The organism is Pseudomonas sp. HMWF006, assembly GCF_003061205.1.
Classification (GTDB): domain Bacteria; phylum Pseudomonadota; class Gammaproteobacteria; order Pseudomonadales; family Pseudomonadaceae; genus Aquipseudomonas; species Aquipseudomonas monsensis.
This window is the reverse complement of record NZ_QAIU01000288.1, coordinates 4,455-5,245: the sequence shown is the minus strand read 5'-3', so window position 1 is coordinate 5,245 and position 791 is coordinate 4,455. Positions and strand designations below refer to the sequence as shown.

The window sequence follows — 791 nt, the reverse complement described above, 5'->3', positions numbered from 1 at the left end:
GCTCTGCACTGAAAGCTGGGGCCTGCTGCGCAGTCCATCGGGGATAAATCCCCTCGCCACAAGGCCCTCGCCTACGCCACTTAAACACATTTGTTTAAAGACTCCTGCGGTTACTTCCGGATGCCTACAACAGCTTGCGTCGATGCCTACGGGTACGCCAGAATCCGCCGGCTTGTGCGCCTGGCGGGCCGTCGGTAACTTGATTCGCGTCACTGATTTCCAGTGATCGGGTTTAGTAGCCCGAGGTTTCAAGCGTTGTGCACAAGCATCTGTCAGTCAGGGATTTCGATTCCTGCGCTCGATGGCAGCTGTGCGCAGGGCACCTCCGGGTGCGCCGGCTTGCTCGAAACCCCGGTCTACTAACCTGCGTACAGTTGCCTCCACTTTGATTAGTAGCCAGAGCGGGAGCACTCCAATCAGGTTTCGAGCAAATGACTAAATCAACGCCTCACCCGCCGGTCACCGACCCGGCCTCCCCTTACGAATCCGTCGACTCAAAAAAACTCAGCGACGCCGCCGAACGCGCCCTTGACCATTACCTCAACCCCGCCGCCCTCATCATGGCGAGCACGCATAAACCCGACCCCATGTACCTCGCCAACCCGAAGTACAACACCGAATCCCTGCTGGCCAATGCCAGCGAAACCCTGGGCTCCGCCAGCGAAATGCTCAACAACTTCGCCGCAACGCTCGATACCTCGCACCGCAAGACTGCGCTGGGCATCGCGCAAGTAGTCATGCTGGGGGAACTGGCGGTGAATCAGGCACTCGATCATGTGGAGTTGGAGCAC

Annotated in this window: 1 protein-coding gene; it reads left to right on the top strand. The window is 58.8% G+C overall.

All coding sequences use genetic code 11. From position 1 onward, the window contains the following. Positions 1 to 431: 431 nt before the first annotated feature. The coding region (locus tag DBR24_RS11835; RefSeq protein WP_128614837.1) for a DUF6124 family protein at positions 432 to 791 on the top strand (360 nt) is incomplete at its 3' end.